Source organism: Mesorhizobium sp. M7A.F.Ca.MR.245.00.0.0 (genome assembly GCF_003997415.1).
Taxonomy (GTDB): Bacteria; Pseudomonadota; Alphaproteobacteria; order Rhizobiales; family Rhizobiaceae; genus Mesorhizobium.
Window position 1 is genome coordinate 283631 of the sequence record NZ_RZTE01000001.1, and the last position, 22627, is coordinate 306257.

General features: G+C 62.5%; 21 protein-coding genes and 1 pseudogene. 9 read left to right on the forward strand and 13 right to left on the reverse strand.

All coding sequences use genetic code 11. From position 1 onward, the window contains the following. Positions 1-51 precede the first annotated feature (51 nt). Genes EOB80_RS01350 through EOB80_RS01360 form a run of 3 tightly spaced genes read left to right on the forward strand, consistent with a single transcriptional unit; the run spans position 52 to position 3450 of the window. Positions 52-1968 (forward strand): ABC transporter permease, encoded by a 1917-nt coding sequence (locus EOB80_RS01350; protein ID WP_024504921.1) that lies wholly within the window; start codon positions 52-54, stop codon positions 1966-1968. Further along, the gene (locus tag EOB80_RS01355; RefSeq protein ID WP_050580513.1) at positions 1961-2755 is read left to right on the forward strand and encodes an ABC transporter ATP-binding protein; all 795 of its coding nucleotides are present in this window, start codon (positions 1961-1963) and stop codon (positions 2753-2755) included. Before EOB80_RS01350 ends, EOB80_RS01355 begins: the two co-directional genes overlap by 8 nt. A gap of 2 nt (positions 2756-2757) precedes the next feature. Beyond that, positions 2758-3450 (forward strand): ABC transporter ATP-binding protein, encoded by a 693-nt coding sequence (locus EOB80_RS01360; RefSeq protein ID WP_127267179.1) that lies wholly within the window; start codon positions 2758-2760, stop codon positions 3448-3450. A 759-nt stretch (positions 3451-4209) separates the two neighbouring features. Here EOB80_RS01360 and EOB80_RS01365 read toward each other — a convergent pair. Genes EOB80_RS01365 through EOB80_RS01375 form a run of 3 tightly spaced genes read right to left on the reverse strand, consistent with a single transcriptional unit; the run spans position 4210 to position 6672 of the window. Next, complete coding sequence (locus EOB80_RS01365) at positions 4210-4638, reverse strand: antibiotic biosynthesis monooxygenase family protein (protein ID WP_127326401.1); 429 nt, start codon at positions 4636-4638, stop codon at positions 4210-4212. After that, positions 4638-5171 (reverse strand): DUF302 domain-containing protein, encoded by a 534-nt coding sequence (locus EOB80_RS01370; protein ID WP_024504925.1) that lies wholly within the window; start codon positions 5169-5171, stop codon positions 4638-4640. The genes EOB80_RS01365 and EOB80_RS01370 overlap by 1 nt, the downstream gene beginning before the upstream one ends. Positions 5172-5220: 49 nt before the next feature. Further along, positions 5221-6672 (reverse strand): amidase family protein, encoded by a 1452-nt coding sequence (locus tag EOB80_RS01375; protein WP_127326402.1) that lies wholly within the window; start codon positions 6670-6672, stop codon positions 5221-5223. Between the two features lie 112 nt (positions 6673-6784). Between EOB80_RS01375 and EOB80_RS01380 the strand changes: the two genes are divergently transcribed. Beyond that, the gene (locus tag EOB80_RS01380; RefSeq protein ID WP_164762483.1) at positions 6785-7333 is read left to right on the forward strand and encodes a TetR family transcriptional regulator; all 549 of its coding nucleotides are present in this window, start codon (positions 6785-6787) and stop codon (positions 7331-7333) included. Positions 7334-7651: 318 nt separating this feature from the next. Here EOB80_RS01380 and EOB80_RS01385 read toward each other — a convergent pair whose 3' ends face one another. Together EOB80_RS01385 and EOB80_RS01390 are read right to left on the reverse strand one after the other, a co-directional pair. Next, positions 7652-8533: an NmrA family NAD(P)-binding protein gene (locus EOB80_RS01385; protein WP_127269701.1), complete on the reverse strand. Its 882-nt coding sequence runs from the start codon at positions 8531-8533 to the stop codon at positions 7652-7654. Between the two features lie 32 nt (positions 8534-8565). Beyond that, entirely contained in the window at positions 8566-9849 is a 1284-nt protein-coding gene (locus EOB80_RS01390) for a serine hydrolase domain-containing protein (protein ID WP_127326404.1), read from the reverse strand. A 188-nt stretch (positions 9850-10037) separates the two neighbouring features. Between EOB80_RS01390 and EOB80_RS01395 the strand changes: the two genes are divergently transcribed. Further along, positions 10038-10937, forward strand: a complete 900-nt coding sequence (locus tag EOB80_RS01395; RefSeq protein WP_127326405.1) for a LysR family transcriptional regulator — start codon at positions 10038-10040, stop codon at positions 10935-10937. Positions 10938-11876: 939 nt separating this feature from the next. On the opposite strand, the gene EOB80_RS34985 is transcribed toward EOB80_RS01395, so the two are convergent. The 8 genes and pseudogenes from EOB80_RS34985 to EOB80_RS01430 all read right to left on the reverse strand — a co-directional run bounded on the left by EOB80_RS34985 (position 11877) and on the right by EOB80_RS01430 (position 18996). Further along, positions 11877-12458: a hypothetical protein gene (locus EOB80_RS34985; protein WP_281057910.1), complete on the reverse strand. Its 582-nt coding sequence runs from the start codon at positions 12456-12458 to the stop codon at positions 11877-11879. Between the two features lie 94 nt (positions 12459-12552). Continuing rightward, positions 12553-13230, reverse strand: a pseudogene (locus EOB80_RS34990) (MmgE/PrpD family protein); the annotation flags it as partial. 45 nt (positions 13231-13275) lie between these two features. Next, on the reverse strand, positions 13276-14088 hold the full coding sequence (locus tag EOB80_RS01405) for a CoA ester lyase (RefSeq protein WP_127326406.1): 813 nt from the start codon (positions 14086-14088) through the stop codon (positions 13276-13278). Then, the gene (locus EOB80_RS01410) at positions 14082-14645 is read right to left on the reverse strand and encodes a MaoC family dehydratase N-terminal domain-containing protein (protein WP_348629486.1); all 564 of its coding nucleotides are present in this window, start codon (positions 14643-14645) and stop codon (positions 14082-14084) included. The genes EOB80_RS01405 and EOB80_RS01410 overlap by 7 nt, the downstream gene beginning before the upstream one ends. Positions 14646-14933: 288 nt before the next feature. After that, the gene (locus tag EOB80_RS01415) at positions 14934-16064 is read right to left on the reverse strand and encodes a CaiB/BaiF CoA-transferase family protein (RefSeq protein WP_127326407.1); all 1131 of its coding nucleotides are present in this window, start codon (positions 16062-16064) and stop codon (positions 14934-14936) included. Continuing rightward, positions 16057-16797: an NAD(P)H-dependent oxidoreductase gene (locus EOB80_RS01420; RefSeq protein ID WP_127326408.1), complete on the reverse strand. Its 741-nt coding sequence runs from the start codon at positions 16795-16797 to the stop codon at positions 16057-16059. The genes EOB80_RS01415 and EOB80_RS01420 overlap by 8 nt, the downstream gene beginning before the upstream one ends. Before the next feature lie 9 nt (positions 16798-16806). Next, a complete protein-coding gene (locus EOB80_RS01425; RefSeq protein WP_127326409.1) occupies positions 16807-17955 on the reverse strand; it encodes an acyl-CoA dehydrogenase family protein in 1149 nt (382 codons plus the stop codon). A 105-nt stretch (positions 17956-18060) separates the two neighbouring features. After that, complete coding sequence (locus EOB80_RS01430) at positions 18061-18996, reverse strand: LysR substrate-binding domain-containing protein (protein ID WP_127267891.1); 936 nt, start codon at positions 18994-18996, stop codon at positions 18061-18063. A 161-nt stretch (positions 18997-19157) separates the two neighbouring features. Between EOB80_RS01430 and EOB80_RS01435 the strand changes: the two genes are divergently transcribed. The 4 genes from EOB80_RS01435 (at position 19158) to EOB80_RS01450 (ending at position 22624) form a co-directional block, all read left to right on the forward strand. Then, positions 19158-19670 (forward strand): thiamine pyrophosphate-binding protein, encoded by a 513-nt coding sequence (locus tag EOB80_RS01435; RefSeq protein ID WP_164748823.1) that lies wholly within the window; start codon positions 19158-19160, stop codon positions 19668-19670. 5 nt (positions 19671-19675) lie between these two features. Next, a complete protein-coding gene (locus EOB80_RS01440) occupies positions 19676-20263 on the forward strand; it encodes a thiamine pyrophosphate-dependent enzyme (RefSeq protein ID WP_127269711.1) in 588 nt (195 codons plus the stop codon). A gap of 8 nt (positions 20264-20271) precedes the next feature. After that, positions 20272-21750: an aldehyde dehydrogenase gene (locus tag EOB80_RS01445; RefSeq protein WP_127326410.1), complete on the forward strand. Its 1479-nt coding sequence runs from the start codon at positions 20272-20274 to the stop codon at positions 21748-21750. 94 nt (positions 21751-21844) lie between these two features. Further along, positions 21845-22624, forward strand: coding sequence for an SDR family oxidoreductase (locus tag EOB80_RS01450; protein WP_127326411.1), 780 nt, complete (start codon positions 21845-21847; stop codon positions 22622-22624). The last annotated feature ends 3 nt before the right edge of the window (positions 22625-22627 follow it).

Here is a 22627-nt window from a genome sequence, read left to right on the forward strand (position 1 = left end):
ATCGACGTCGCCGGGACGCATCTGGCCTGCAGGGATCCGGAGTTCTACCTAATGTCATATTATGCGATATTGCTCTTCAATGGGCTGGTGACCGGCGGGGTCCTGGCGCTGATGAGCCTCGGAATGAGCATCATTTTCGGCATGATGCGCGTGGTCAATTTTATGCATGGCTCCATGTTCATGCTTGGCGCCGTCACCGCGTTGGTTCTGGGGTCTCAATTCGGCCTCTCGTTGTGGGTCGGCTTCCTCGTTTCAGCCGTCTTTGTTGGCACGACTGGCATCGTGCTGGAACGGCTGCTTATACGGCGCCTCTACGGCCTCGACCTTGCGTATGTTCTGATCCTAACGTTCGGCCTCTCGCTGATCATGCAAGACGTCGTCCGGATATTCTACGGTGTGACGTCCGCGCCCTATCTTGTGCCCGACCTTCTCAAAGGTGCCGTCAACCTTGGGTTCGTCTCCTATCCGAAATATCGTCTCTTTGTCGTCATAGTATCGATCGGCTTGTGTTTCGGTACATGGTTCGCGCTGGAGCGTACCCGTTTGGGCGCCCTTATCCGGGCGGCCTCGGAGCGGCCCGATCTCCTCAAATGCTTCGGTGGGAACGTACCCCTCCTCATTTCCGGGACATTCTTCTTTGCCTCGGCTCTGGCCGGGCTGGCTGGGGCGCTCTCCGCGCCGTTGCGCAACGTGTCACCCTTCATGGGCGAAGAGATGATCAATTTCGTCTTTGCTGTGGTCGTTGCCGGCGGGATGGGGTCGATTGCCGGCTCGGTGGTCATGGGCTTTGCATCCGGTCTCGTCTCGGCCATCGCAGCGATCTTCTATGCCCCGGCGTCCACCGCAGTCATTTACATCCTTATGCTTGTTGTGCTGCTGGTGCGGCCCGGCGGTATCTTCCAGGGCATCGACATCTCTCATTTCGCGCTTCACTACACACCGATGACGGAGCGCGCGCGACAGGTATTCCTGAGCAGGCCTGCCGCCTTGGTCGCGCTTGCTGCCGCCCTTCTGCTTCCTTGGGTGATCTATCCGGTCCTGGCGACCGATATCATCCTATGGGGATTGTTCGCCCTCGGTTTCGATCTTCTGTTCGCATTCGGTGGCCTGCTATCTTTCGGACAGGCGGCCTATTGGGGCACTTCCGCTTATGTCACCGGCATTCTGATGGTTAAGCTCGGGGTCCCGATGCTACTTTCCGTGCTCACGGGTGTCGCCGCCAGTACGGCTGTCAGCCTCCTCTTCGGCTTGGTCGTCGCGCGAAAGAAGGGGATCTATTTCTCGATGATCACTTTCGCGTTCGCATCGATCGTATATTTCATCATCAACCAGTTTCCCGACTTTACGGGGGGCGAGGATGGCCTGCATGGGCTGGTTCGGCCGACACTCCTGGGGCTGGATCTGGGCGATGATAGGGTCTTCTACTATGTATCTCTGGGCGCTGTGGCACTGGTGGTCTACGCCATCCTACGGCTTCTCAAATCGCCTTATGGGCTCGCGCTTCTCGGCGCTCGCGAGAACGAGCAGCGCTTAATGAGCATTGGGTACAATGTATACAGCCTGCGAGTGAAGGCTTACGTGTTTTCGGCTTTGGTATGTTCGATCGGAGGCGCTTTTTATGCGCTGAACCATCAGTTCGTTACGCTCGAGATGGTCAGCTGGCGGGCGTCCGGAGAGCCGGTCATGATGACGCTTCTGGGCGGAGCAGGCACCATTTTCGGGCCATTCGTTGGCAGCGGCGTCGTCCTGATGATGCGCAGCACGCTTTCGTCGATAACGGACAGCGGCAGCCTGTTCCTTGGCATTTTGTTCGTCACCATTGTGCTTCTGTTCCGCCGCGGCATACTCGGCGAAATCGTGCATTATTCCGTTGACCGCGTTCCACCCGCCGAAATGTCTGGCTCGGACAGGCGATATGCATCGAAGCCCGATCGGGTTGTCGCTACGGGAGATGCAGCCGATGCCTGATTGTGGCCAGAACATTGGCGAGAGCGCTGGCGGAACCGTGATGCCGCTACTGGAACTGCAGTCCGTCACGATGAGTTTCGGCGGCTTCAAGGCGATCAATGACTTAAGCCTGAAATTCGAGAGAAAGCCGGTTTACGGCATCATCGGCCCTAATGGGGCCGGCAAGACGACTTTGTTCAACGTCTTGAGCGGGTTTTATCGGCCGAAGCGTGGTCGGCTGCTGTTCAACGGCCAGGACATGACTCGTTTACGAGCCGAGCAGTTTGCTCGCCAAGGTATCGTGCGCAGCTTTCAGATCACGAGCATCTTCCCCAATCTCTCGGTCATGGACAATGTCGTGCTGTCGGTGCAGCGCCGAGCAGACGGGGGTACGAAGGCCTTCGCAAAGATCGACTGGCATGAGGATCACCGGCCGGAAGCGTCGGCACTGCTGGATCAGGTCGGAATTCCGTCCTCTTTGCGCGGTCGACCCGCAGGGGACCTGCCATATGGCCGCAAACGCGCCTTGGAGCTCGCGATTTCCCTGGGAGCACACCCAACGATTCTCCTTCTCGACGAACCAACCGCTGGGATGACGACGGCAGATGTATCGCGTACGACGGACCTTATTGCGCAACTGTCCGTCGACCGCATGATCATCGTCGTGGAGCACAACCTCGGTGTCATCGCAAATGTCGCCGATGAGATCATTGTATTGCAGCAGGGGGCGCTTCTAACGCGCGGTCGCTACGCCGACGTCCGACAGGATCCCCGGGTGATAGAAGCTTATTTGGGAAAGCGCCATTGAGCATGCTGGAGATAACGGATCTCGACGCCTATTATGGCGAAAGCCATATTTTGCAGGGCGTCAACTTGTCTGTCCAGACTGGCGAAGTGGTAACGTTGGTGGGGCGAAACGGTGCCGGCAAGACCACGCTGCTGAAGTCGATCATCGGCGATATTCCGCGACGAACCGGGAGCATCCGCTTCATCGGAACCGAAATCATCGATCTCTCGCCTGAGCGGATTTGCAAGATGCGGGTCGGTTTTGTGCCGGAAGACCGCGGAATTTTCTCGACGCTGAACGTATACGAGAATCTGTCGATCGGCCGTGCGAACGGAGACACCGCCTGGCCGCTCGACCGGATCTATGAGTATTTCCCGATCCTCAAAACCCGGCGCTCGCAAAAGGCCGCGTCGTTGTCGGGTGGGGAAAAGCAGATGCTAGCGATAGCGCGGCCCCTTTACATGGGCGCTTCGTTTCTGATGCTCGACGAGCCGACAGAGGGGCTGGCACCTGTCGTGGTCGATGCGATCGGTGCACTGATCAAAGATATCAAGTCCACAGGACTGACCATTCTCTTAGTCGAGCAGAATCTTCAATTCGCCGCCGAGGTCGCCGACCGGTACTACGTAATCGAAAATGGAAAAATCGTCAGAGAAATGACGAACCATCAGATGGCCGAAGATCAACAAAGTCTTCTTGATCACCTCGGAGTGTGAGGCACGACCAGGATGTTGTCGAGCTCCGGATGGCAATGGCGAATCAAACCTTATGACAACGCCCATCCTCGAGCTGCGCTGCCCGACCGCGAAAACGCCGGGCACGCTCATGCGCGCTGTCGCCGATCCTGGCCTGCGCTGTCCCAGGACATCTCGATCGCAACGACACAGCCGAGTTACGCGCGAGGGCCAAGCCAACTTAGCGTTATGGTCAAAATGCAGTGATTGATCTTCTCTGTGGATTGCACTGAGGCACCCCTCCCAAAAAACTAGTTGTCTTCTTGGTCTTAGGTTCGCCGGACCATACGAGAGAATATGAAGGAAACCGGTTGGCTAACCATCCCCTCTACGTATTGATTGTATATGCAAAGTTGACCCGCAGAGGCTAAAACAGTCGTTATTCGTCAGTGGTTTACGAAGCGGTTCGTCCATTTTGATTCAGGAAGCTGATCCAGCTATTTCGCTGCCCGAATTTAACTCATACCGAATGGCAGCTTTGCGCCCAATATCGGCCGTTCGGCCTCACCGGCATCGATCCCCCCAAAAGCGGCCGTTCGTTCCTCCGGGCAAGCGGTCGCTCAGGAATGCCTGGCTTCGGATAATCCAGTCAGTCCGCTTTGTGGGAACGGTGGGTCATAAGCAGCCGCATAGATTGGCTGAGAACGCCGTTGGCGGATGAGCATGGGAACGCGTTCCATTACCGGCGACGGCTTTCCGCCAGATGTCGGCTACACCGACGTTCGCCCCCGCAATGAAGCGTCACCTATGAACTCGGTCGGAGACAGTCGTTGTAGGGCGAGAACGTAGCGTTCCGACGCATCCGGAGGAGTTTTCAGTTGAGATTAAACGAACAAGCCCGGCCGTGAAGTCAGACGTCCGGCGGCCGAAACTCACGTACGACCTCGAACACGCCGGGCTGAAAATCACAGTTTCCATGATCTCTCGAAGCGCGCTCATCGAGCTGCTGCCTGCGCGCATCGCCTGATATTCCGCGAGGCTTCGCCAGCGCGCATACATCACAACCCGCTCGCCATCCAGGCTCAGATGCAGTGTCGCGCCTTCGAAGCCAAGGGCCGTCGCGACCGACTCTTCTGTGACTTTGGTTAGCAGAGCTATCAATTCCGCCGGATCTTCTGCCTTCAACCGGAAGGTGTTGATCAGAATCACGCGGCGCTGTTGTTTCGGCATCACGAAGCCCTTCCTTCCACTTGCGGCTGTGCGTCTTCAGAACCTGAGGCCGCCGCAGCTTGCAGCACGGCCTGCAGTTCCTGGTCGAGACGCTGCGCGACGACGTCAACCAGCGGGTCGCCGAACTGGCGGAAAACGGCGGCGGGCCGGTCGTACTCGAACGCCGAGCCTTCTCCGTCCTCTCGCAACAGGACGCGGATGGGTGCGTAAATCCCGGCGGAAAGCTGGTGGCGGGTCATCTTCGAGGCCGTAAGCGGGTTGCCAATGTCATACTGGATGGAGCGCCGCTTCTGGCCTGCGATCGCCAACAGCGCGCCATGGTCCCGGAAGCCGAAAATCGACAGGTTCGCCGAAGCTTCGAGCTCGCGCAAAGCGCGCTCGGCCTCGCCGTATCGCAGTAGTGTGAATATCCCATCGTCGATCCGCGGGACGAGGCTCTCAAGCCTGGCCTTCGTCTCGGTGAAGGGATTGGCGGATCGGATGGTGATGTGCTCGTTTGTGAACGGGCGTGTCTCGACCGTGGGGGTGGCCATTGGCTGTCTCCAAATGATGAGGGGCGGGATTTCGAGAGCGATTAGAAGGTTATTGACTAGCCCTGAGGACCTTCTCCACCCGCGCCGCGAGACCAAGGAGCGCGCGATCCTCGCTTTCTGGCCCGTCGAGCTCGAGGCCGATCGGGAGGCCATGGCTGTCAAGGCCGATCGGCAGGCTGACCCCGGGTAGTCCAGCAGCGCTGGCGGGAATGGTGTTGTTGGCCAATGCCCGGAAATCAACCGCCTGGCCGCCCACGGTGAATTGCATCTGGCGCTCAACCCTCGGTGCCGTGCAGGGCGTCGTCGGGAAGATCAGCGCGTGGGCACCATGCCGCGTGAAAATCTCGCTCATGCGTTCCTTCACCGTCAGGCGGTCGGCAGTCAGGGCGTGATAAGCCTGCTCACTCAGGTAGCCCGGCGCGCCGGGTATGACGAAGTGGTCCCAGGCGTCCTTGACGCCTGCGCGCAGACCCACGTGCAGATCCTTGAAGGCGACGGGGATCGCGTGTCGCTCCAGGAAGTCGCTCAGCGAGGCCTTGGTCTCGCGGAAGAAGAGGCTCCACGTGGTCCGAAGGGCCAGCGCCTGGAAGTCCCCACCGAGATCGATCTCGACGATTTCGGCCCTCGCCTCGGCGAGGCGCAGGAGCGTGTTGCGGAACCAAGCCTCGACCTCGGGGTCCACTGGGTTCAGGTACTGGCGCGGCGCAAAGGCGAAACGGGTCCCCTTGAGATCGGCGCGAGAGTCCAGCTCCGCCGCCGGCGCACCGGTGACGACCTGATCGATCAGGACGCAATCCTCGACGCTTCGGGCGAAGACCCCCGTCGTATCGAGTGTGTGAGAGATCGGCGCGACCCCTGCGCGCGGCCAGCGGCGGGTTGTCGGCTTGAACCCCACGACGCCGCATAGGGAGGCGGGGACGCGGATTGACCCGATCGTGTCCCCGCCCAGCGTCGCCGGAGCGAGGCCGGCGGCGACCGCCGCCGCCGAACCGCTCGACGAACCGCCGGTTACATGGTCGGGCGCATGCGGGTTTCCGACCTGGCCATAAGGGCCGTTGTCGCCTGTCAAACCATAGGAAAGTTCGACCAGGTTGGTCTTCCCAAGCACGATCGCGCCCGCCGCCTTGAGCGTCGCAATGGCGTCCGCGTCCTCAGTTGGCTGGAAGTCTCTGAGCGAACCGACTCCCAGCGTCGTGCGCAAGCCGGCCGTGAGATAGCTGTCCTTGATGCCGAGGGGAACACCGAGCAGCGGCGCGTTCACGCCCTTGGCGCGGGCCTTGTCGGCTTCGCGGGCTGCGGAGAGGGCGCCAGGCTCGTCCAGGGTGATGAAAGCTCTCAGGCCCTCTTTCCGCCGCGCCTTGGCGAGAAGGGCAGAAACATAGATTTCGGCGCTGATCTCGCCCCGGCGAATGGCTTCCGCCGCGCCCGACACGCCCAGCCGTGTGAGTTCTACCGCTTCTGGCACATTGGCATCGATGGCTCTGGTCTGCTGGTTCAGCATGAGGCCTCTCCTCTCATTAGTAATCAGTTAGATGTTGCATGACATCTATTTGGATGTCATATAACATCTAACCTGTCAAGGCTCGTTCGTGAGCGGTAGCGAGGAAGCCTCGTTGAGGAAGTCAAACAAGGAAGCCGCTGAAACCCGGCGCGCCATCGTCACCGCGGCCGCAGACTACATCCGGCGCACGGGCATCGCCGGGGTGAGTCTCTCGGACGTTATGGCTGCCGCCGGCCTCACCCACGGCGGCTTCTACAAGCATTTTCGCAACAGGGAGCAGCTAATAGCCGAGGCGCTCGTCGCTGCGGGCAACGCATCTGCGGACATGCTCGGCAAGGTCCGGGCAGAAAAGGGGCGGAACGCTGCGTTGGACCGCTACCTGTCCCCTGAGCATCGCGATGCGGGTACGCCTACCTGTCCAATGGCGGCGTTGGGGAGCGAAGCTGCCCGGTCCTCAGGTAAGACGCGGGCGGCGGCGGTGGCTGTCGTCGAAGAGATGATCGACGCGCTGGTCGAAGATCGATTTTCTGGGGAGGCCCGCGGCGAAGCCATGGTGGACTACGCCACCATGATCGGCGCAATAACCTTGGCCCGAATCGCGTCGGGGACGCCACTATCGGAGGAAATCCTTGAACGTGCAAGGAAGCGCCTGCGTCGATAGGCGCGCCCCGTCTGGACAGCGCCGTGACCGGCCCACTCGCGGCCTGCGGGCTGAACGTCCGTTACGGAAGACGGCCGCCCCAGCGTCGGTGCAGGACGGCCGGTTACGGCGCCGATAGCGATCCGAGCCGCAGGAGCTAGGCCGGCAGCCTTTGTTTCCAGCATAGCCCCGATAAGGGTCGCTTCGGCCAATTTCGGGGGCACCAGTTGGTCGTGTGTCCGCATTCTCGTTACACAGCCGTTCCATCATAGTTCCTTTCAGGTTGCGAGGGGGGCGGCGGCGGATGTCCGTGCCGTCTGCTGTGTTTTCAGGGTGGAATCAAACGGCCTCGGTCGCGGCGGCTTGCCGGACAAGCGCCGCGATCACCTCCACAAGAGGTGTCTTGCCTTTGACGCTGTTCTGTCCGTTATCTTTGAAGTCGATCCAGCCTTCGTTGAAGCCGTCGAGCATGCGCATGCGCGGCTGTGGGTTACGCGTACCCTGGGCACGGAACAGGCCCTCCCAGCTTTCCCGCGGGACGATCTCCACCCGCACCGGATGCCCGAGTGCCGACGCGAAGGCATTGGCGAGATCGTTGGGCGAGACCCGCGACGGGCCTTCAAGTTCCACGACCCGCTTGCCGGTCCACCCCTCGCGGATCAGATCGGCGGCAAGCCGGCCGATATCCTGCGTCGCCACCATGGCGAAGGTCTTGTCAGCCGGCTGGAGGAAGCTGTGCAGCACGCCTTCGTCGCGGGCCGGCGCGACGTCCCAGGCCGCATTTTCCATGAACCAGCCGGGCCGCAGGAAGGTGACGGGAAAATCGAGCTCGCCGAGGGCTTCTTCCAGCATCGCCCGTTGGCTCAACAGATTGTCCACTTCCCCGTCGGCGCCGATGGTGGAGAGGCAGACGACCCTTTCCGGGCGCGCAGCAAGGAGAGCGGTCGTCAGCACCTCATTCTGCTTGGCCGCTTCCGGATAGCCGGGCGCAGGGTCGAATTCCGACGGCGGCAGAATGAAAACGCCAGTGGCGCCCTTGAAGGCGGCAGCAAGCTGGGCGGCGGCGCCCATCTCGGCGAAGGCGATTTCACACCCGCGCTTGCGCCAGATTTCCGCCTTGGCGGGATCGCGCAGCACCGCACGGACCGGTTCTCCGGCTTCGATCAGGGCTTTCGCCAGCGCGCCGCCGACCTTGCCAGTTATTCCTGTAATCGCATACATGATATGTCTCCTTGTGTTGAAATCGGGATGGATCAGGCGAGGCCGTCGTAGAGGCCGCGCTCGAATGTGCCGTAGAGCTTCACGACCTTTTGGTCGTAGAAGGGCAGGAGCTGGGTGAAGATGGCGCCGGTCACCTTCCTGACCGGGTCGAGCCAGAAATAGCAGTTGAGCAGGCCGGCCCAGGAAATGCTGCCTGCCGACCGACCGTTCGGACCGGGCAGCGTGTTGATGTCGAACGAATATCCCCACTTGTGGGGCTCGTCGGGAAACTGGTCGAAGCTCTGCGAATAGGCAGGCTGGGCAGTCCTCATGGCATGGACGTCGAGGTCGCCGATCTGGTTGCGCATCATCGACGCGACCGTTTCCGGCTTCAGCACCCGTACGCCTTTATGAGTGCCTCCGTTCAGCAGCATCCGCAGGAAGGCCATGTAGTCGCGCGGCGTACTGAAGCCGCCGCCGCCGCCCATGAAGAATTCCGGCCGCTGGGGCATTTCGAAGGGCGCGGGCGTCAGGCCGCCGTCTTCGCGACGGTTGTGGAAGGTGGCGACCCTGGCCTTCTGCTTGCTTCCGATCAGGAAGCCTGAATCGGTCATGCCGAGCGGGGCGAAGATGTTCTCGCGGAAATAGACTTCCAGAGACTGGTCGCTGACCGCCTCAACCAGCTTTCCGACCCAGTCCATGCTAATGCCGTATTGCCAGCGTTCGCCGGGATCGAATTCGAGCGGTGCCAGGAAGGCGCCGTTCTTGCACGTGGCGATGTCCGGCATGCCGGTGACGTTCTCGTAGCGGGTTAGTGCATCGCTCCAGATCGAATAGGTATAGCCGGAGGTGTGTGTGAGCAGGTGACGCACCTTGATGGCCCGCTTGGCCGGACGCAGGCGCGGCTGGCCGTGGCCGTCGAAGCCCTCCAGCACCATCGGATTGGCGAGTTCCGGCAGATATTTCGCCGCATCGTCCTCGGGATTGATCCTGCCCTGCTCGATTAGCTGCATGCAGGCCGTGGCGGTGAAGGCCTTCGTCATGGACAACAGCCAAAATACCGTATCAGCGCGCATCGTTGCTCCGGTGGCCGTACTGGCCTTTCCGAAGGTTCCTTCGTAGATCATGCTGTCTGGTCCTGCCGCGGTGGCAACGACGCCGGCGACGATCCCGTCGCGCACCGCCTGTTCCATGGCCATGTTGATGGACTTGAAGTTGCCGGACCGCGCTTGCCGGTTGGCCGCCAGTGCGTGAACCGGCGTGTTCACCGCGGCGGCGCCCGCCGCCAGCAAAAGGCCGCCACGCGCCAACAGGCTTCTGCGTGAGATCGCATTCATGGATGAATTCCTTCTCGCAAGGTCGGAGACTTCCGCGGTCCGGTGTGCCGCCGGCGCCGTCCCGGCGCTCAAAAATCATCTATGGGAAGCGACGCGATGATTCACGCGCAATAAGATCAAAGATAAGATGACTCAAAATCATCATGATGGGCTATTAACGATCATCGACCTTGCAACGGAGTTAGGGCATGAGTTTCGACACGCGGCTGCTGACCGGGGTCGGCGTTTTCGGGGCGGTGATGGAAGCGGGCAATTTCGTGCGGGCCGCGGATGTTCTCGGTCTCACGCCATCGGGGGTCAGCCGTGCGGTGGCGAGGCTCGAACAACGTGTCGGTGTCAGGTTGTTCGACCGCAATCCGCGCGAGGTCGCGCTGACGGAGGAGGGCGCGCGCTTCCATGCCCGGATAATGCCGCTGCTGGCCGGACTGGAGGAGGCGGCCTCCGAAGCCGCCGGTTCGGCGGCATTCGTGGGCGGGCGGCTCAGGGTATCGATCGATCCCTGGTTCGCGCGAATGGTGCTGGCGCCGAGGATCGGTGAATTCCTGGCACGCTACCCCGCACTGTCGCTCGATCTGACCACCAGCAACTATCGCGAAGAGTTGATGAGCGGCGCGGATGTCGCCGTGCGCTTCGGTCCGCCGGACGAATCCTCGCTGATCGCGCGCAAACTGCTGGACGTCCCGGTGCTGACCTGTGCCGCCCCAAGCTATCTCGACCGTCACGGCATTCCAGCCACGCCCCACGACCTGATGCACCACGATTGCATCCTATTCCGCGACCCGCAGACCGGGCGGCCGTTCACCTGGGAATTCCGAGGGGATAACGGGGCCATCGAGATCAAGGCGTCGGGGCGGTTGGTCTTGGACGATCCCTCCGCCGCCGTCGCGGCCGGTCTCGCGGGGCAAGGCATATTCCAGAGCCTTGCCATCGGCTTCGACGAGTGGCTTGAGAGCGGGGCGCTCGCGACGATCCTGGCGGAATGGTCAGACGAGCAGTTTCCGCTTTACGCCTATCATCCGTCACGCCACATGCCGCCTGCAAAAGTGCGCGCTTTTCTGGATTTTGTTCAACGGATCGCGGCGGAGTAGCGCGGGGTATTCTTGCCGCACGGCCCTAGCTGCCGCCGGAAAAAATGCTTGCTGCCTCGCATGATGGTGTTCCATATCGGTCATATGAGCCGGCGGGGAGCCGGTCACCATCGGTCGAGCGGCCGAAATGCAATCGACGCCTCAGCCGCTGGATATCATCGCCTGGTTGGGCCGCTTGAAATTCGGAATTGGCTCTTATCTGCTTTTTCGTGATGACTTGCCAAAATCTTTAGCCGACAGACCACATGCCAACGGAAGTCCAAAGTCTCCCGTACCCAGCCACGTCAGCCTTTGGTCCTGATCTCATCTGACGCCAGGATGTCTACGTGGGCCATTCCCAAGGCGTAAAACCGCTCAGAGAGCGTGACAATGGGCGTCGACCAAACGAGGTCATACAATCCTTGGCGGGTGAAAGTGTGCTGCATCTGGGTTTTGTGCGATTTGGCGGGTATGACGCAACCCAGTCGCAACGCAGCTCAAAGTCAAGCAAGGGCGCATTTACAGCCCTCGAGATCCGAGTCGCTTCCCTGTTAGGGCGCTTTCGTTTCCCTGTTAGGCCGAATAGGGAATTTCCTCCCAAGAGATTGAAACCGCTCCGGGATTTAAGGTCGAATTTGGCTCGGGCGTCAAGAATCGCCGAGAATTCGCTGTGTTCGGCGCCTAACAGGGAAAATCAGACAGAGACTGGTTCGCTAGTGACTGCCAGCACCACCATTATCGCTATTTATCAATAAGTTGTCGTGTTTATTTGCCTCGGTTAGCCAAACCAGGTTGGCGAATCTCCGTCGATCTCGTTGAATTCATTGATTTATAATGGGCTCCCGAGGACTGCCGATCAAACTGCTTTACAACATAGGGCGGCGCGAAAGGAATCGAACTGCCCGCAATGCGCTCGTTCCATCCGTTTCGGCGGGTGCAGTCCTTCGGCGCGAAAGCGGGCTAACTCTCAGCAAATATTTCCGCCGTGCTCCCGGGCTGATCGAGTTTCCAGACACGGGCTATGCAGCGGCGCATCTCGTCAGCCGTGGCGCCGTCTCGGAATTCGGCGAGGCGTACAGCCTTGGCTTCCAACTCCTGTTTCGAAAGGGTGTTGCCGGGATCGCCCTTGGGCGCGTCGACGCGGGCATTGAGCTTGCGGCCGTCAACGGTCGTGACGCTCACCTTGCCGACCCACTGCTTGGGATAAAGCGCGTCGACCTCGGCGTCGAGTTCCATCCGCACCTTCGCGCGGAAACGGGCGACGCGGGTGTCGGCAAGTGCATGGTGTTCGAAAGCATCGAGGTCGGCGACGCCATGAACGGCGATCAGCCCCAAAACCGTGCCCATGGAGAACTTCGCCTGGTGGACGGTTTGCGGAGTGACCACCGCGCCCAGGACATCGATGGCTCCCTGATGGACATGGGTCACCACGCCGGTGATGTCGTCCGGACCGAGTCCTTCGCGGCGCATGAGAGACTGCAGCGCGTCGGCGGCCGGATGGGTGTGCCGGCAGGCGGCATGCCCTGAACGACGTCTCCTCAGTTGCCCAACGGCTGCCGAGCCGGTCCGTCAGGCGGGCCGGATCGGCGTCGCTGGACATGCCGGCAGCCATTCCTTGCGGGCCTTCGAGGATCCGCGCGGCGCCCTTGAAGCCATCGCGCGCCAGACAGGCAGCGAACAGACCGTTGGCGGCCGCTCGCGCGGTATGGAGTTGCTTGGAATCGGCAGCGTCACGCAGAAATTCCCAGAGACCTGCCGCCTGCGTACCGGCCGAGCCGACAGCATGGTTGAGCCCGGCTGCGTCCAACCCGATCAATCTGCCGACCGCCGCGGCTGCTGCCACTGCGCCAGCCGTGCCGGTGGTGTGGAATATCTCGTAGTGCGAGCGTCCGAGGAATTCTCCCACGCGGATGCCCACTTCATAGCCGGCGATGCAGGCAGTCAGGACTTCGCGGCCGGTCTTCCCCTCAGCCTCCGCAACCGCCAAAACGGCCGGAAAGATCACCGCCGCCGGGTGAAAGACCGAGCCGTTGTGAACGTCGTCCTGTTCCACGACATGGGAGGCCGCCGCATTGACCATCGCTGCGAAGTAGGGGCTTGTGCGCCGCCGCGTCGGGATGATGGTGCTTGGGCCGTCCGCCGGCCCCGTGCACGCGCAAAGCCGTCGATCATCTCGACCTGGTGCGCGCCCTTGCCGGCCAGCGCCGAGCCGAGCCAGTCGATCATCAATCCTTGCGCGAAATGAACGACGCGGGGCGGGATTTGTTCGAAGTCGAGTTCGGCAATGAAGGCGCAGAGCCTGGCGGTTGGCCAATCGGCGGTGTCCAGGCTCATCCGTTGCTCCTCCCCTGCATGCCCTTTAGACCAAAGCGGCCCGGCGCAGGACCTGCCTTGCGCGCTCGATGACCGGCCGATCCACCATTTCGCCGTTCACCTGGCTAGCTTCGCCGGACGAGGCTGCGCCGACGATGTCTCGTGCCCATGTGATGTCATTATCGCTCGGGCGAAAGCCACTGCGAATCGGCTCGATCTGCCTCGGGTGGATGGCCATCTTGCCGCCAAAACCCATCTTCATGGCGTGGCGGGCGTCATCCTCGGTGATTTCGGGACTGTTCAGGTCGGTCGTTACGCCGTCGATCGGCGCGGCCCGGCCAGCGGCGCGCGAACGCCAGACGATTTCGTTACGAGCCGCAAGCAGGATCAGCCGATCATGCGCGCAACCAAGATCGAGCGAGAAGTCGACCGAGCCGAAGGCGACGGCAACGACGTTGGGCATGGCCAATATGTCCGGCAAGTTGGCGAGACCGACGGCGCTCTCGACCAGCGCGATGACGGAAACGCTGCGTGCCATGTGCCTGGCCATATCGGCAATGTCTTCCGGACGTTCGGCCTTGGGCAGCATGACGGAGACGCCGTCAAGGCGCCGCACGGCAGCGATGTCCGCCTGGTGCCAAAATGTGCCGGCGGCATTGATGCGGACCACGACCGCGGATTTCAGCGCGGCTGCATGAGCAACGACCGCTTCCCGAGCGCGGTCCTTGTCGCCAGGGGCGACAGCATCCTCGAGGTCTAGAACGACTGCGTCCGCGCCGCTGCTGTCGGCCTTGGCAAACCGTTCCGGACGTGAGCCCGGCACGAATAGCGGCACGACAGGCGTGACGAAGCTCACCACTGCGCCGTGGCTTTCACCGTCACATGGCCGTCGGACGACCGTGCCTCGAGAGCCATGCCGTCCTGGCCTGGGGATGTTGCGCTCAGAAGCAGGCGCTGCGGGCCAGTCGCCGGATGGACGCCGCGGAATGAGAAACGGCGCGGCGACTGACCGACAATGGCGGCGGCGAAGTTCATCAGCAGCGTCGCCTGCAGCGGGCCATGGATGACGAGCCCGGGATAGTGCTCGACCCCCGTGGCATAGGGCGCGTCGTAGTGGATGCGGTGCCCGTTGAACGTCAGCGCGGAATATCGAAAGAGCAGCACGGGATCGATGTCGATCGTGCGCTCGTGCGATGCGGCCAGGGGCGAATTGGCCGGCGGGGCAGGGGACGCAGCAGCGGCTTCGGCGCCGCGATAGACGATGATCTGGTCCTCCTCGATGACCGGACCGGATTCGTTGGCGATGTCGTGCCGGACCGTGACGAAGGTGAGCGGGCCGGTGCGGCCCTGCTTCTCCTCGATGGCGGCCAATGTCGAGCGGCGGCGGATGCGGTCGCCAGAGCGGATCGGCGCCATGAACGCACGTCGCTGGCAGCCCACATGCGACGCGGAAGCGGCACCGGCGGCAGGAAGCCGCCTTTGGCCGGGTGCCCGTCAGGTCCGAGTTCTCGCATGGCGGCAATGTCGGGCGCCAGGCACCAATGCAGTCCGGGCGCGGCCGCGCCCTCGGCAGTCTGCGCCGCGTGGTCCCCAAGCGCGGCGCCAAAGCTGGCCAGCAGGCGCGGGGTCACAACATCCTCGACCTCGTGCGTGCGTCCAACCCATTCCTGCAGTGTGCTTGTGTCCAGGCTCATGAGGGCCTCGTCAGGCGGCGAATTCGGACCGGATCCGGTCCGTATCGGCGCCAAGCGCGGGGACGCTTGGAACCGTTGCAAATCCCTCCGGCCGCCCTGCCGGCTTGGGTACTGCGATGCGCTTGCCGTCCGGCAGTGCCACTTCCGTCCGGCGGAGCGCCTTGTGGTGCGGCAGGTCGCGCATTGCACTGACCCGGCCCCAGGCGATCTGCGCCTCGTCGAGACGGCTTATGGCCTCGTCGCAGTCGATTGCCGCGAAGATCGGTTCGATCTCGGCGTCGAGCGCCGTGCGGTTGGCAACCCGCCAGGTATTGGTGGCGAAGCGTTCGTCGGCGAACAGATCCTGCCTTTGCAGCACGAGCGTGCAGAAGCGCTTCCATTCATTGTTCTGCTGGATGGACACGACCACGCTGCCATCCCGACAGGCATAAGGTCGATACGGGTAGATCGAAGCGTGCGCCAGGCCATATCGCTGCGTCTCGCGGCCCGCATATTCGTAGTGCAGCAGCGGCACGGTCATCCAGTCTGCCATGGCGTCGAACATGGCTACCTCGACAATGCGACCGCGCCCGGTCTTCTCGCGCGCCAGCAAGGCTTCGAGGATTGCTGCATGGGCGTTCATGCCGGTTGCGATGTCGGCGGCGGAAACCCCGATCTTGCTCGGTGTGTCCGGTGTGCCGGTGACGGCGCAGATGCCGCTTTCGGCCTGCACCAGCATGTCGTAGGCGCGCATCGCTGCGTAAGGCGTGTCCTGTCCGTAGCCGACGATGTTGATGGCAATCAGCCGAGGGAATTTTTCCGCGATCGCGTCGGCGGAGAGGCCGAGCCTGTCGGTGGCGCCCGGCGCGAGATTCTGCACGAGAACGTCCGCGTGCGCCACCATCCGGTGCAGCAAAGCCAGGTCGTGCTCGGCTTTCAGGTCGAGCACCGCGCTTTCCTTGCCGCGGTTGAGCCAGACGAAATAGGCCGACATGCCCTCCACGGCAGAATCGTAGTGACGCGCTGTTTCGCCTTCCGGGCGCTCGATCTTCACGACGCGCGCGCCGGCATCGGCAAGGCGGACTGTGCAGAGCGGAGCGGCGACGGCCTGCTCGATCGAAACAACGAACAGACCTTCGAGCGGGCGGGCGCCATCAGACATTGCGCTGCACCCCGGAGCGAGCCAGCACACCAGGCTTCAGCCGCTCGTTCTTGCCGTAATCCTCGGCGGCGTGGAAGAACAGATGCGGCGTGCCGTCGATGCCCTTGAGCCGCATGCGGTAGGCTTCCAGGTAGGCCGTGCGACCATCGTCGCCGACGCGGCCCGGCATATAGGCGACGAAGGGCGGCAGCACGTCGAAGCCTGAGTAGCGCAGCAGGCCATTGTGGATCGGCCACAGCACGGTGAGGATGTCGCCGTCGATGCCATCGGGCGCGTAGGTGTCGGCCGACGTGCCCGTGGTGGCGGCCACCATGGCGAGCTTTCCCTTGAACATGCCGGTGTCGTATTTGCGGCCCGGCAGATAGGCGAAACCGCGCGCGAAGACACGGTCGGCCCAGCCCTTGAGGATTGCGGGCATGCCGAACCACCAGACCGGGAACTGGAACAGCACGAAGTCTGCCCGCTTCACCTTTTCGATCTCGGCGCTGATGTCAGCCGAGAGTGCGCCGGCCTCGTAGGCGGCGGTCTGTTCGCGCGGCAGGCTGAAGAAGTCCGGATCGTTACGCTCGCCCGATACGTCGCCCGGCCCTGCGACAGGATTGAAGCCCATCGCATAGAGGTCGCTGACGACTACATCGTGGCCTGCGCGGGTCAAGGTTTCCACGGCCAGATCCTTCATGGCGCCGTTGAAGGATTTTGCTTCCGGGTGTGCATAGACGATGAGGACGTTCACGGACGACTCCTAGTATGAACGCGGCAGTCCAAGCACGTGCTCGGAAAGGTATGACAGGATGAGGTTGGTCGAGATCGGCGCGACCTGATAGAGACGCGTCTCGCGGAACTTGCGCTCGACATCGTATTCTTCCGCGAAACCGAACCCGCCATAAGTCTGGATGCAGATATTGGCGGCTTCGTTCGAAGCGTCGGCCGCCAGCATCTTGGCCATGTTCGCTTCGGCGCCGGGGTTCTTGCCGGCCTCGTAGAGGCTCAGCGCCTCGCGCACCATCAGTTCGGCCGCGCGCATGTTGGCGTAGGCCCTTGCGATCGGAAACTGGATGCCCTGGTTCTGGCCGATCGCCCGGCCAAACACATGCCGCTCCTTTGCGTAGGTGCTGGCCTTTTCGATGAACCATTTCGCATCGCCGATGCACTCGGCAGCAATCAGGATACGCTCGGCGTTCATGCCCGAGAGGATATAGCGGAATCCCTTTCCCTCTTCGCCGATCAGGTTTTCGGCCGGCACGCGCAGATCGTCGAAGAACACTTCGGTGGTGGCATGGTTCATCATGGTGCGGATCGGCCGGATGGTGAGGCCGTTGCCAACGGCTTCGCGCATGTCGACGATGAGGACGGAGAGGCCGTCGGTCTTCTTCATGCCATTCGTGAGCGGCGTGGTCCGCGCCAGCAGCAGCATCAGATCGGAATGCTCGGCACGGCTGGTCCAGATCTTCTGGCCCTTGACCACGAAATGATCGCCGTCGAGGCGAGCGGTAGTCTTGAGCGCGCCGGTGTCAGTGCCGCTGCTCGGTTCGGTGACGCCGAATGCCTGCAGGCGCAATTCTCCCGCGGCGATCTTCGGCAGGTATCGCTGCTTCTGGGCTTCCGAGCCGTGGCGAAGAAGCGTGCCCATCGTGTACATCTGGGCATGGCAGGCGCCACCATTGCAGCCGGCGCGCTGGATTTCCTCCAGCACGGCAGCGGCGGCCGAAAGCGGCAGGCCCGAGCCACCATATGCCTCCGGGATCAGGATCGAGAGCCAACCGGCCTGCGTCAGCGCTGCGACGAAGTCACCGGGATAGGCCATGTCCCTGTCGAGTGCGCGCCAGTATTCTCCGGGAAAGCGCGTGCACAGCCTGGCGACGGCATCGCGAATGTCCTGATAGGCTTCCATGAGGTTTGTCCGGGTTTTCGTCTTGCTGCGGGCCTCACTATCGCGCCTCCATGCCCTGTCAGCAATGCAGAGCGGACGTGAGCAGATATAACGGAATTCGAATGCTTATGGTGGAGGGCCGAGAAGTTGGCCGACCCAGACGGCCCGCCCGACAAGATCCTTGGCGATGTCCTCTATCGCTTGTCCGGCAAACCGCGCCAGCCGCGAGGCAGGCCGGTCCGCCGGGTAGGCAAGGATCAGGCGGCGCACGGGCACCGGATCGATCAATGGCGCGGCGGTGAGCAGCCCGGCAGTCACGTCGGCATGGATGGGAGCGAGCGGCAGGATCGTCCAGCCATGGCCGTTGCGCACCAGGTCCTTCAGCGCCGAATAGGAGTCCGCTTCGATGCCGACATCGAGCGTGATGCCGGCATCCGTGGCGCAGCGTTCGACGATGATGCGCAGCCCGTGCTTGATGCTGGGCAGCAGCAGGCGCTTGCCGGCGAGCGAGGCGAACGATACGGCGCGCACGGTTGAAAATCCCGCATCCGGCGGTCCGATCAGGAAGAGATTTTCCAGGAGCAGCGGGCGCGAGCGCAGCGAACGCGCCATGCGCGGGTCATAGAGCACCGCGACGTCCACCTCGCCGCGGTGCATCCAGTCCAGCAGATAGCCGGTGTAGGCGCTGACAAGTCTGAGCTTCGCCTTGGGATGGGCCTTGCCGAAGGCGGCCGCCAGCGGCAGCGAAATAATGTCGGCAACGGTGGGCGGCAGGCCGATGGCCACTTCGCCGGTCAGCGGCGCATCGGCGGGCGTGGCCGTGGCGCGGATCTCGTCGATCTCGGCCATCACGCGCATGGCGTGCGCCAGCACCTCCTTGCCCTGCTCGGACAGCACCATGCCGCGTCCATGGCGCAGGAAAAGGGCAAAGCCCAATTCCTCCTCCAGCATGCGCACCTGCCGGCTGAGCGCCGGCTGCGCAATGTGCAGCCGGTCGGCGGCCTTGCTGAGGCTGCCGAGTTCGGCGACGTGGATGAGGGTGCGTAGCTGCGATAACTCCATGAGCTATCGAATACCATTATATCTGATCACTAGAAAGAGACGAAGATTGCATCGGTCAAGCGCGCTAGTCTAATGCCAGTCCAATATCTCGGAGATGCAAGGTGACGGCGAGCATACAAGCAAAACCTCCGGAAGCAGCAGCGCTTGCCGCCGCTCCGACCGTGTCTGAAAGGCAGTGGCCGGATCAGGTCTATGAGGTGCTCAAGGCTGCCGGCATCAGCCACATGTCCTATGTGCCGGATGCCGGTCATACCACATTGATCCGCCTTTTCAGTGAGGATCCCGAAGTCGTCACCAATGTGCTGACGACGGAGGAGGAGGGCATCGCCATCGCAGCAGGCTCCTGGCTCGGTGGCAAGCGGAGCGTCGTGCTCATGCAATCCTCCGGTGTCGGCAATTGCATCAACATGCTGTCGCTTCCCGTGCAGGCGCGCTTCCCCTTGCTCGTCCTGGTGACGATGCGGGGCGAATGGGCCGAGTTCAACCCGTGGCAGGTGCCGATGGGGCAGGCGACGGAGGCGTCGCTGAAGGCGATCGGGCTCAGGGTGCTGCGCGCCGAAACCGGTCCCGACCTGGTGGAGACGGTGGCGCAGGCAGCCTTGATGGCTTTCGACGCCGACCAGCAGATTGCCGTGCTGATCGGGCAGCGGCTGCTCGGCAAGAAGAAGTGGTGAGCGACATGAATTTGCCGACGATGGACCGCCGGGTTGCGGTGAAGAAGCTGCTTGACGCCCGTGACGGAGCCCTGGTCGTGACCGGTCTCGGCTCGCCGAGCTACGACGTGCATGCCGCCGGCGACCGCAACGACAACTACTATCTCTGGGGCGCGATGGGCGGTGCTGCGCTGATCGGCCTCGGGCTTGCCCAGGCCCAGCCCGACAAGCGGGTCATGGTGATCACCGGAGATGGCGAACAGCTCATGGCGTTCGGTTCGCTGGCGACGATCTCGGTGGCGCGGCCGAAAAATCTCGACCTGATCGTGCTCGACAATCAGCATTTCGGCGAGACCGGCATGCAGTCCAGCCATACCGGCAAGGGCATTGGTTTCGACAAGGTCGCGGCCGCTTGCGGTTTTTCGAAGACCGCCGAGCTGCGTACGCTGGAGGAGGTCGACATGCTCTGTGGAGAACTTCGGCGCCCGGCCGACGGTCCGCGCCTTTTCGTGCTGAAAATCACCGCCGAGAACCTGCCGCGCTCGCTGCCGCCGCGCGACGCGGTCGAGGTCAAGAACCGATTTCGCGCCCATCTGGGCTTTGCCACCTGTTGAGGACCGATATGGCGCTGGTCAGTTTCCAGAACACGGTCGGCGGTCGGTTGCAATCGACAGCCGATACATTCGAGAGCCATGATCCGTTCACCGGCAGGCCCTGGGCGCTGATCCCGCGTGGAGGAGTGAGCCAGGTGGACGCCGCCGTGGCGTCCGCGAAGGCAGCATTCCGGTCGAAGGAATGGGCCGGCATCACGCCGACCGCGCGGGGCAAGCTGCTCGTGCGGCTGGCCGATCTGATCGACGAGAACGCAGATCGTATTGCCGCCATCGAGACGCGCGACAATGGTAAGCTGCTCAACGAAATGACGGCACAGCTGCGCTATATCCCGGAATGGTTCCGCTATTTCGGCGGTCTAGCCGACAAGATCGAAGGGTCGGTGCTGCCGATCGACAAGGCTGGCATGTTCGCTTTCACCCGCCACGAGCCGCTGGGTGTCATTGCAGCGATCATGCCCTGGAATTCGCCGCTTTTACTCCTGACATGGAAGCTCGCGCCGCTGCTGGCGGCAGGCAACACTGTCGTCATCAAACCGTCGGAACACGCCTCGGCCTCGACGCTGGAGTTCGTGAAACTGTTTGCGCGGGCAGGCTTCCCGCCCGGCGTGGTCAACACCGTTACCGGCATGCCGCTTGATGTCGGCGCGCCACTCGTCTCTCATCCCGACGTCGCCAAGATCGCCTTCACCGGTGGTGAGCCTGGCGGGATCGCGGTCTATCGGGCGGCTGCCGAACAGCTAAAGACCGTCACGCTGGAGCTCGGCGGCAAATCGGCCAACATCGTCTTCGACGACGCCGATATCGAGAGCGCGGTCAACGGCGCGATCTCAGGCATCTTCGCGGCCAGCGGCCAGACCTGCATCGCGGGTTCGCGGCTGCTGGTACATCGCAAAATCCACGACCGGTTCGTGGAAGGCGTCATAACGCTGGCGGCCAGCGCTCGATTGGGCAATCCGGCGCTGCAAGAGACGCAGGTCGGGCCGATCACCACGCAAGCCCAGCGCGAGAAGGTGCTGTCCTATCTCGGCATCGCGCGCCGCGAGGGTGCGCTTTGCGTGCTGGGCGGCGGCAAGCCGGCCTCGGGTGAATTGGCCGAGGGCTGGTTCGTCGAGCCCACCATCTTCACCGGCGTGAACAACACCATGCGGATCGCGCGTGAGGAGGTGTTCGGGCCGATCCTGTCCGTCATCCCCTTTGACGACGAGGACGAGGCCTTCGCCATTGCCAATGACAGCCCCTATGGGCTGGCGGCGGGAATATGGACCAGCGACATGGGCAGGGCGCTGCGCGGCGCGGCCGCGATGGAAGCGGGGATGGTCTGGATCAATTCATACCGTGCCGTCTCCTACATGGCGCCCTTCGGCGGCTACAAGAGGAGCGGTATCGGGCGCGAAAGCGGGCAGGATGCCATCAATTCCTATCTGCAGACCAAGACGGTGTGGATAGACACCGCCGGCAAGACCGCCAATCCCTTCGTTATCCGCTAGGCTAGGCTTCGGTGGGAGAATCCCCATTCCTAGCCAAGCTCGGCCCATGCTCCCTGAGACGGTGGCCGACTTACAAATGATCGAAGGATTGGACATGAGACAGGCAGGCAAGGTGGCGGTTGTCACAGGCGCGGCGCGCGGCATCGGACGCGCTTGCGCGGAACGCTTTTTGGCCGAAGGCGCGAAGCTCGTGCTCGGCGACATCGATGCCGTGGAGCTAAAGAAATGTGCCGCTGAAATCGGTACCACCGACAGCGTCCTGGCGGTCGTTACGGATGTCAGCAAGAAGGACCAGGTCGATGGGCTGATTGCAGCGGCGGTGGCGAAGTTCGGCCGTGTCGACATCATGGTCAACAATGCCGGCATCGCTCCGGTCCAGGACTTTCTCGACATCAGCGAGGCGGACTACGACAGGGTTCTCGGCGTCAATCTCAAAGGTGCGTTCATGGGCACCCAGGCCGCAGCCCGCCAGATGATCGCGCAAGGTGGAGGTGGCGTCATCATCAACATGTCGTCGATCAATTCGGGCCTCGCCAACCCACGTGTCGCCACCTACGCGATTTCCAAGGGCGGCATGAACCAGGTCACCAGCACCGCGGCCGTCGCCTTCGCCCCCCACGGCATCCGTGTGGTCGGTGTCGGGCCGGGCACTATCGCCACGGACATGGTCATGGACGGGACATTCATCGACTCGGAAGAAATGAGACGGGCAGTCCTTTCGCGTACACCGCTCGGGCGCCTCGGCACGGCAGCCGAGATCGCCTCGGTCGTGGCGTTCCTGGCCAGCGACGACGCTTCCTACATCACCGGCGAGACGATCTACCCCGACGGAGGGCGCCGGGTTCTGAACTATACGGTCCCGATCAAGGAGTGAGAA

Excerpts from the sequence above, each read along its gene's own strand:
- EOB80_RS01350 (WP_024504921.1), top strand. The coding sequence starts at position 52 with ATGTCATATTATGCGATATTGCTCTTCAATGGGCTGGTGACCGGCGGG.
- EOB80_RS01355 (WP_050580513.1), top strand. The coding sequence starts at position 1,961 with ATGCCTGATTGTGGCCAGAACATTGGCGAGAGCGCTGGCGGAACCGTG.
- EOB80_RS01360 (WP_127267179.1), top strand. The coding sequence starts at position 2,758 with ATGCTGGAGATAACGGATCTCGACGCCTATTATGGCGAAAGCCATATT.
- EOB80_RS01365 (WP_127326401.1), bottom strand. The coding sequence starts at position 4,638 with ATGCCGAAACAACAGCGCCGCGTGATTCTGATCAACACCTTCCGGTTG.
- EOB80_RS01370 (WP_024504925.1), bottom strand. The coding sequence starts at position 5,171 with ATGGCCACCCCCACGGTCGAGACACGCCCGTTCACAAACGAGCACATC.
- EOB80_RS01375 (WP_127326402.1), bottom strand. The coding sequence starts at position 6,672 with ATGCTGAACCAGCAGACCAGAGCCATCGATGCCAATGTGCCAGAAGCG.
- EOB80_RS01385 (WP_127269701.1), bottom strand. The coding sequence starts at position 8,533 with ATGTATGCGATTACAGGAATAACTGGCAAGGTCGGCGGCGCGCTGGCG.
- EOB80_RS01390 (WP_127326404.1), bottom strand. The coding sequence starts at position 9,849 with ATGAATGCGATCTCACGCAGAAGCCTGTTGGCGCGTGGCGGCCTTTTG.
- EOB80_RS01395 (WP_127326405.1), top strand. The coding sequence starts at position 10,038 with ATGAGTTTCGACACGCGGCTGCTGACCGGGGTCGGCGTTTTCGGGGCG.
- EOB80_RS01410 (WP_348629486.1), bottom strand. The coding sequence starts at position 14,645 with ATGGCGCCGATCCGCTCTGGCGACCGCATCCGCCGCCGCTCGACATTG.
- EOB80_RS01415 (WP_127326407.1), bottom strand. The coding sequence starts at position 16,064 with ATGTCTGATGGCGCCCGCCCGCTCGAAGGTCTGTTCGTTGTTTCGATC.
- EOB80_RS01425 (WP_127326409.1), bottom strand. The coding sequence starts at position 17,955 with ATGGAAGCCTATCAGGACATTCGCGATGCCGTCGCCAGGCTGTGCACG.
- EOB80_RS01430 (WP_127267891.1), bottom strand. The coding sequence starts at position 18,996 with ATGGAGTTATCGCAGCTACGCACCCTCATCCACGTCGCCGAACTCGGC.
- EOB80_RS01440 (WP_127269711.1), top strand. The coding sequence starts at position 19,676 with ATGAATTTGCCGACGATGGACCGCCGGGTTGCGGTGAAGAAGCTGCTT.
- EOB80_RS01445 (WP_127326410.1), top strand. The coding sequence starts at position 20,272 with ATGGCGCTGGTCAGTTTCCAGAACACGGTCGGCGGTCGGTTGCAATCG.
- EOB80_RS01450 (WP_127326411.1), top strand. The coding sequence starts at position 21,845 with ATGAGACAGGCAGGCAAGGTGGCGGTTGTCACAGGCGCGGCGCGCGGC.